The 6,275-nt window shown below is 65.0% G+C and carries 6 protein-coding genes, 1 tRNA gene and 2 pseudogenes; 6 read left to right on the top strand and 3 right to left on the bottom strand.

From position 1 onward, the window contains the following. Positions 1-84, bottom strand: a pseudogene (locus HMPREF2581_RS33880) (hypothetical protein); the annotation flags it as partial. A gap of 154 nt (positions 85-238) precedes the next feature. Between HMPREF2581_RS33880 and HMPREF2581_RS33875 the strand changes: the two are divergent. Further along, positions 239-885, top strand: a pseudogene (locus tag HMPREF2581_RS33875) (flavodoxin family protein). 14 nt (positions 886-899) lie between these two features. Here HMPREF2581_RS33875 and HMPREF2581_RS26050 read toward each other — a convergent pair. Then, entirely contained in the window at positions 900-1,244 is a 345-nt protein-coding gene (locus tag HMPREF2581_RS26050) for a helix-turn-helix domain-containing protein (protein ID WP_003115217.1), read from the bottom strand. A gap of 407 nt (positions 1,245-1,651) precedes the next feature. Here HMPREF2581_RS26050 and HMPREF2581_RS26045 point away from each other — a divergent pair, with 407 nt between their 5' ends. From HMPREF2581_RS26045 to HMPREF2581_RS26035, 3 genes are all read left to right on the top strand, one after another. Further along, the gene (locus HMPREF2581_RS26045; RefSeq protein ID WP_003090843.1) at positions 1,652-2,050 is read left to right on the top strand and encodes a PA2779 family protein; all 399 of its coding nucleotides are present in this window, start codon (positions 1,652-1,654) and stop codon (positions 2,048-2,050) included. Beyond that, on the top strand, positions 2,035-3,012 hold the full coding sequence (locus HMPREF2581_RS26040; protein WP_009313934.1) for a PA2778 family cysteine peptidase: 978 nt from the start codon (positions 2,035-2,037) through the stop codon (positions 3,010-3,012). The genes HMPREF2581_RS26045 and HMPREF2581_RS26040 overlap by 16 nt, the downstream gene beginning before the upstream one ends. 81 nt (positions 3,013-3,093) lie before the next feature. Continuing rightward, entirely contained in the window at positions 3,094-4,050 is a 957-nt protein-coding gene (locus tag HMPREF2581_RS26035; protein ID WP_003138815.1) for a formate/nitrite transporter family protein, read from the top strand. A gap of 50 nt (positions 4,051-4,100) precedes the next feature. On the opposite strand, the gene HMPREF2581_RS26030 is transcribed toward HMPREF2581_RS26035, so the two are convergent. Beyond that, positions 4,101-5,384, bottom strand: a complete 1,284-nt coding sequence (locus HMPREF2581_RS26030) for an NAD(P)/FAD-dependent oxidoreductase (RefSeq protein ID WP_003114430.1) — start codon at positions 5,382-5,384, stop codon at positions 4,101-4,103. A 183-nt stretch (positions 5,385-5,567) separates the two neighbouring features. Here HMPREF2581_RS26030 and HMPREF2581_RS26025 point away from each other — a divergent pair. Together HMPREF2581_RS26025 and tsi4 are read left to right on the top strand one after the other, a co-directional pair. After that, positions 5,568-5,644 (top strand) — tRNA-Val (locus HMPREF2581_RS26025). Between the two features lie 191 nt (positions 5,645-5,835). Further along, positions 5,836-6,273, top strand: coding sequence for a type VI secretion system immunity protein Tsi4 (gene tsi4 / locus HMPREF2581_RS26020; protein ID WP_003138818.1), 438 nt, complete (start codon positions 5,836-5,838; stop codon positions 6,271-6,273). The last annotated feature ends 2 nt before the right edge of the window (positions 6,274-6,275 follow it).

The following is a 6,275-nucleotide window of genomic DNA, read 5'->3' as shown; positions in this document are numbered from 1 at the left end:
CGGAGCCGGGTCGAGCAGCCAGCCGCCGATCAGCGCACCGCCGATGGCGGCGGCCGAGGCTGCGTAGATCCATGTCTTGGCCACGTTGTTTCTCCTTTGAGTGAACGTGGCGCGGAGTCTAGGAAGAAGCCTCTCCCGGCGTGGCGGCAACCGTTCACATTTGCGCCAGGCCGCGCGCCGGCGTGACGAAACTGCGAATCAGGCCGGAGCGCTGCGGGCGCCAGGTCACGTGCGCTCTGTGCGCTGCGGCAAGGCTGGCGTTCGGCCGCCACGCTGTTCGCGGCGGAAGGCCCCGGGCACCTGGCCGACCTCGCGCTTGAAGAACTGGACGAAGTTGTTCGGCTCGTCGAAGCCGATGCCATCGTCTTCGGCAGCCCCACCTATATGGGCGGACCGGCCTGGCAGTTCAAGAAGTTCGCCGATGCCACCTCAAAGCCCTGGTTCGTCCAACTGGCTTCGCTGACGCCTCGCGCTGGCTATGGGGTGTCGACATCCCGGCCGACGCTGGCATGTTCGCTCATTTCCAGGCAACCCGGTACGGCCTCTAGCCGCGCTGGGGCCTCAGCCTCGCGCCAGTTGCAGGAGACGGGCGCGCTCCTGCATCAGCGGCCGGCAACTGCGGATGCCTTCGACGATGCTGTAGAGGCTTTCGATCTGCTGCTGGCTGAGGCTGTTGTTCTGGGCCCAGCCGAGCAACTGCAGCCAGGTCCAGCGGGCGATGGTCTCGCTCTGCGTCTCGGCCTTCCTGCGGTCGTCCCCGTCGCTCTGTCCGACCAGGGTCTCCACCAGCCCCGAGGCGCACAACGGCAGCAGCTCCCGGTACTGCTCCGGGTGCGTGTCGCGCAGGCGACGCAGGGCCATTATGGCGGTGGTTATCGAGTCTGAATCCAAGCTTTTGTTCACAGTTCACTCCTTGTGCGTACAGGCTGGCGGCTGGTGGATCCCTGGGCCGCGAGCAACTGTTCGATGAAACGCGTCAGCTCTTTCTTGAACTCGGGTGTCAGGCTGGACACCTTGAGGATGAGCTCGGCCAGCTCGTCCTCGGGGCAATAGAGGTAGGCCATGGGGACCTGGAGGACCATGGCCAGCTGTTCGGAAGTCCGCATGTTGGGGGAGTGCCGTTCGCGTTCGTATTGGTTCATCCGTGCGCTGGCGGAAAACTCGTCCATTCCCACCAGCATGCCCAACTGTTTCTGCGAGTATCCCGCTCTGATTCTTGCGGCTTTTAGCCGGGTACCTAGCATCCATACAACTCCCGTCCCGTTGGCCCGCTCGCTCAAGGTTGGGCAAATCTGGACAAGATGGAAGCTCAGGAATCCTTAGTTTTCGCCGTGCCGGAGGCTATGTCGTCCGGGGCGGCGCGCGGTTTCGACGCCGTGTACGAGGCTGCGGCGGGGATATGCGTCGATGTCGCCGAGATCGCGCATGCTCCGGTTTTCTCGCGGCGAGCCGGAGTATATGCGAATTGCATAAAGACGGACGCCGTTTCGTCGCCTGGGCGCGGCGGGTCGTCGTCTCGCCAGAGGGGCGGGCATCGGCGCCGAGGCGGCGGAAAACGGCGATCGGGACGATACTCAGGGGAGGTCGGCGACGCGGAACCAAGCTTCGCCTCCCAGGGCTGATAGTCGGGTTTCACGCAGAGGTCATTCCCATGAGAACAACAACAAGCATTCGCCGTGTCGCTGCCGTCCTGGCAGCGCTGCACCTGCTCACCTTCGCCGAGGTTCCGCTCGCCCAGGCGGCGATGATCGGCACCGCCGAGGTAATGCAGCAACAGCAGCACAACCTCGATCGCCAGCAACTGCTGAAGATGCTCGACGACCAGGGCGTACAGAAGAAACTGGAGGCCATGGGCGTGCCCCGCGACCAGGTGGCGAGCCGCATCAACAGCCTGACCAACGCCGAGCTGGCACAGTTCAACCAGCAACTGGACCAGGCACCGGCGGGCGGCATCATCGGCATCATCGTGCTGTTCCTGGTGATCTTCATCATCACCGACATGCTTTGCGCCACGGACATCTTCAGCTTCATCAAATGCATCAATCGGTGAGGCGGCTGGCAGGGGCGCTGCTGCTCGCCGCATTGCTCGGCGGCTGCGCGCAGCCGCCGAGGCTGCCGCCGGAAAGCGCGGCGCTGCCCGCACGGGTGGAGCTGCGCGACGTGCCGTTCTTCCCTCAGGAAGCCTACCAGTGCGGTCCCGCCGCGCTGGCCACGATGCTCGGCCAGCGCGGCCTGGCGTTGACGCCGGGACAATTGAAGGACGAGGTGTTCATTCCCGGTCGCGAGGGCAGCTTGCAGTTGGAGATGGTCGCCGCGGCGCGCCGCCACGGCATGCTGGTCTATCCGCTGCAAGGCGGACTGGAGAGCGTGCTCGAGGAGGTCGCGGCGGGCAACCCGGTGCTGGTGCTACAGAACCAGGCTTTCTCCTGGTGGCCGCGCTGGCACTTCGCGGTGGTGGTCGGCTTCGATCGGGAGCGCCGCGAACTGGTGCTGCGCTCGGGCATCACCCGGCGCTGGGTCACCGACTTCACCAGCTTCGAATCGACCTGGAAGCGTTCGGGACGCTGGGCGGTGCTGACCCTGCCGGGTGACCGCCTGCCGGCCACGGCAGCGGCGGTCCCGTGGCTCAAGGCCGCCAGTGACAGCGAGGAAACCGGCCACCCCAAGGTTGCCCGGCGCGCCTACGAAGAAGCCGTGCGACGCTGGCCTGAGGACGCCTTCGCCTGGTTCGCCCTGGGCAACAGTCGCTACGCCGCAGGCGATTCCGCCGCTGCCGAACAGGCCATGCTCACCAGCGTCGAGCGTCGCGCGGATTTCGCCGCGGGTTGGTTCAACCTGTCCCAGTTGCTGGCGGAACGCGGTTGCGCGGCGCCGGCGCGCCAGGCGCAGGCCTGCGCGCGGGCATTGCAGCCTGGGGAAGCCCGCTTCGCTGCGGCCTTGCCGCAGGCCGTCGCACCCGCGGCTCGGTGCGCCGAGCTGCCGGCCTGTCCCGTTGGCGCACCGCCCCGCTGAGGCGGCCCAGCCGAAGGTTGTCGGAACCCCGTTCCAGCGAGACGGCTCTATACCTGGGTGGACCCCACTCAGGTGCAGAGCATGGCCAACGACAAGCAGACTTCGACTCCCGGCCCCCGACAACCGGCCAAGGGCGGTGCGGCGAGCAAGCGCCAGGGGCATGCGGCGGAGGGCACGCGCAAGCCGCGTGCGCGCGGCGAGGAGCGGAAAGAGAAACCGGCCGACGGACGTTCGGCCACGGCGCTGACCGCCAACGAGCGGCGGGAGATCGACGACAAGCAGCCACCGCGCGCCGCTGTCCTGCACGAGGTGATTCGCGTCCAGGGCGAACACGAGTTGCAGCGCACGGTGGCGGCACTCTGGTGGTCGGCGGTAGCCGCGGGGCTGACCATCGGCCTCTCGTTGATGGGCATGGGCCTGTTCCGCGCTGCCTTGCCCGAGCAGGAGTGGGCGATCATCGTCAGCAGCTTCGGCTATCCCATGGGCTTCCTGGCAGTGATCCTCGCCCGCCAGCAACTGTTCACCGAAAACACCCTGACCGCCGTGTTGCCGGTGATGACCGAGCCGACCCTGGAAAAGGCCTGGCAACTGTTGCGTCTCTGGAGCGTGGTGCTGTTCGGCAATATCGTCGGTACGCTGCTGTTCGCCTGGGCGGTGCTGCATCTGCCGATCTTCAATGAAGCGGCCGACGCGGCGTTCCTTGAGATCGGCCGCGAGGTGATGCACAACGACCTGGCGCAGATGTTCGCCAAGGGCATCGTTTCCGGCTGGATGATCGCCACCATGGTCTGGCTGATCCCGGCGGCGGAGGGCGCGAAGGTCTGGATCATCGCGATGGTCACCTACCTGATGGCGCTGGGCAGCTTCACCCACATCGTGGTGGGTTCGGCGGAGGTAGGCTACCTGGCGTTCGCCGGGGAAATCGACTGGTCCGAGTTCCTGCTGAAGTTCGCCCTGCCTACCCTGGGCGGCAACATAGTCGGCGGTAGCCTGATCTTCGCCCTGATCAGTCATGCGCAGATCCGTAGCGAAGGTTGAGGAGCGGATAGAAAAAACGGCACCCCGGGGTGCCGTTCTGTCGACGCGGACTAGACCCCGAGCTTGTCGCGCAGGCTGTAGTACCAGGCGCCGATGGCGGTGAACGGTACGCGGAACAGCTTGCCGCCGGGGAAGGGGTAGTGCGGCAGGCCGGCGAAAGCGTCGAAGCGCTCGGCCTGGCCGCGCAGGGCTTCGGCCAGGACCTTGCCGGCGACGTGGGTGTAGGTCACGCCGTGGCCGCTGCAACCCTGGGAATAGTAGATGTTGTCGCCGATGCGGCCGACCTGGGGCAGGCGCGAGAGGGTCAGCAGGAAGTTGCCGGTCCAGGCGAAGTCGATCTTCACGTCCTTCAGTTGCGGGAAGGTCTTGAGCATCTTCGGCCGGATGATCGCCTCGATGTCCGCCGGATCGCGAGCGCCATAGATCACGCCGCCACCGTAGATCAGGCGCTTGTCGCCGGAGAGGCGATAGTAGTCGAGCAGGTAATTGCAGTCTTCCACGCAGTAGTCCTGCGGCAGCAGGCTGTGGGCCAGTTCCTCGTTCAGCGGCTCGGTGGTGATCACCTGGGTGCCGCAGGGCATCGACTTGGCCGCCAGTTCCGGGACCAGACCGTTGAGGTAGGCGTTACCGGCGACCACGATGAACTTCGCCTTCACTTTGCCTTGCGGGGTATGCACCACCGGGCTGGCGCCGCGCTCGATGCGGGTCGCCGGGCTCTGCTCGTAGATTCTGCCGCCAAGTGACTCCACTGCCGCCGCTTCGCCGAGGGCGAGGTTCAGCGGATGGATGTGGCCGCCGCTCATGTCGAGCATGCCGCCTATATAGTTGTCGGTCGCCACCACCTCGCGGATGCGCTTGGCGTCCATGATCTCCAACTGGTTGTGGCCGTAGCGTTCCCACAACTGTTTCTGTGCGCGCAGGTGATCCATCTGCTTCTCGGTGAAGGCGGCGAACACCCCGCCGTCCTTCAGGTCGCACTGGATACCGTAGCGGGCCACGCGCTCGCGGATGATGCGCCCGCCTTCGAAGGCCATCTCGCCGAGCAACTGCGCTTCGCGCTTGCCGACGGTGCGCTCGATCACGTCGATGTCGCGGCTGTAGCTGTTGACGATCTGGCCGCCGTTGCGCCCGGAAGCGCCGAAGCCGACCTTGGCGGCTTCCAGTACGGTGACCTTGAAACCATTCTCCAGCAGGAACAGGGCGGTGGAGAGGCCGGTATAGCCGGCACCGATCACGCAGACGTCGGTTTCGACCTCGCCCTGGAGTTCCGGGCGGGGCGGCGCGGGATTGGCCGACGCGGCGTAATAGGAGGAGGGGTAGGGGGTGTGCGGCATCTTGCACCTCTGTTTTTTATTTTTTACGGATGCCCGGATGCTACCCGAGTCGAAATCGGCCGGCTAGCCTCCGTGCAAAATTTTCAACGGACCCCCTGAAAATAAAAATTCCACTTTTTCAGAGAGTTAGCGAAAAAAAAGCTTGACGGTGTTTTTGGGGTCTGTAGAATGCGCGCCATCAGCAGGCACGTAGCTCAGTTGGTTAGAGCACCACCTTGACATGGTGGGGGTCGTTGGTTCGAATCCAATCGTGCCTACCAAACAAATCCCGCACTGCTGGCGGGGCAAGAAAGGCGATCCGAAAGGGTCGCCTTTTTTCGTTTGCGCCCCGAAAAAGGCCGCTCGGCCCGTGCTCGCCTGGGCTCGCGCTTCATCGCATAGCCGCTATTGACAGCGGGGGCGGTCTTTTCCGACCCTAGCGCCTTCACGGATGATTCAGGCGACAAGGCTCATGACGACCTCTTCCGGTTCGCGTATCGGCGGACTTCTTCACGCTTCCCTTTTTTCCCTGCTCGGACTCGGCCTCCTGCTCGCCGGCGGTTTCAAGACCGTCGAGCGGTACCATTTCCTGCGTACTGCGCAGGAAGCCCAGGGGACGGTCAGCGCCTTGAATGCCGGTGGTTCGCATCCGCAGATCGATTTCACCAGCGTTTCCGGCGAGCGGATTTCCTATCCCCAGGGCGGCTTCATCTTCGGCTACCAGGTGGGCGAGCCGGTTCGCGTCCTCTACGAGGCTGGGCGGCCGGCGGCCAGCGCGATAGTCGACGATGCCGGCGCGCTCTGGGGAAACAGCGCTTTCCTCTGCGGCTTCGGCGCACTCTTCGGTATTGTCGGGTTCAGGGGATTGCTGGGCCTGCGTTCTTCCCAACCGACCTCAAAAGGACATTGAAG

It is taken from the genome of Pseudomonas sp. HMSC057H01, assembly GCF_001836405.1.
Classification (GTDB): domain Bacteria; phylum Pseudomonadota; class Gammaproteobacteria; order Pseudomonadales; family Pseudomonadaceae; genus Pseudomonas; species Pseudomonas aeruginosa.
This window is presented reverse-complemented; position numbering and strand designations above follow the sequence as displayed.

Excerpts from the sequence above, each read along its gene's own strand:
- tsi4 (WP_003138818.1), top strand. The coding sequence starts at position 5,836 with ATGACGACCTCTTCCGGTTCGCGTATCGGCGGACTTCTTCACGCTTCC.
- HMPREF2581_RS26030 (WP_003114430.1), bottom strand. The coding sequence starts at position 5,384 with ATGCCGCACACCCCCTACCCCTCCTCCTATTACGCCGCGTCGGCCAAT.
- HMPREF2581_RS26050 (WP_003115217.1), bottom strand. The coding sequence starts at position 1,244 with ATGCTAGGTACCCGGCTAAAAGCCGCAAGAATCAGAGCGGGATACTCG.
- HMPREF2581_RS26040 (WP_009313934.1), top strand. The coding sequence starts at position 2,035 with ATGCATCAATCGGTGAGGCGGCTGGCAGGGGCGCTGCTGCTCGCCGCA.
- HMPREF2581_RS26045 (WP_003090843.1), top strand. The coding sequence starts at position 1,652 with ATGAGAACAACAACAAGCATTCGCCGTGTCGCTGCCGTCCTGGCAGCG.
- HMPREF2581_RS26035 (WP_003138815.1), top strand. The coding sequence starts at position 3,094 with ATGGCCAACGACAAGCAGACTTCGACTCCCGGCCCCCGACAACCGGCC.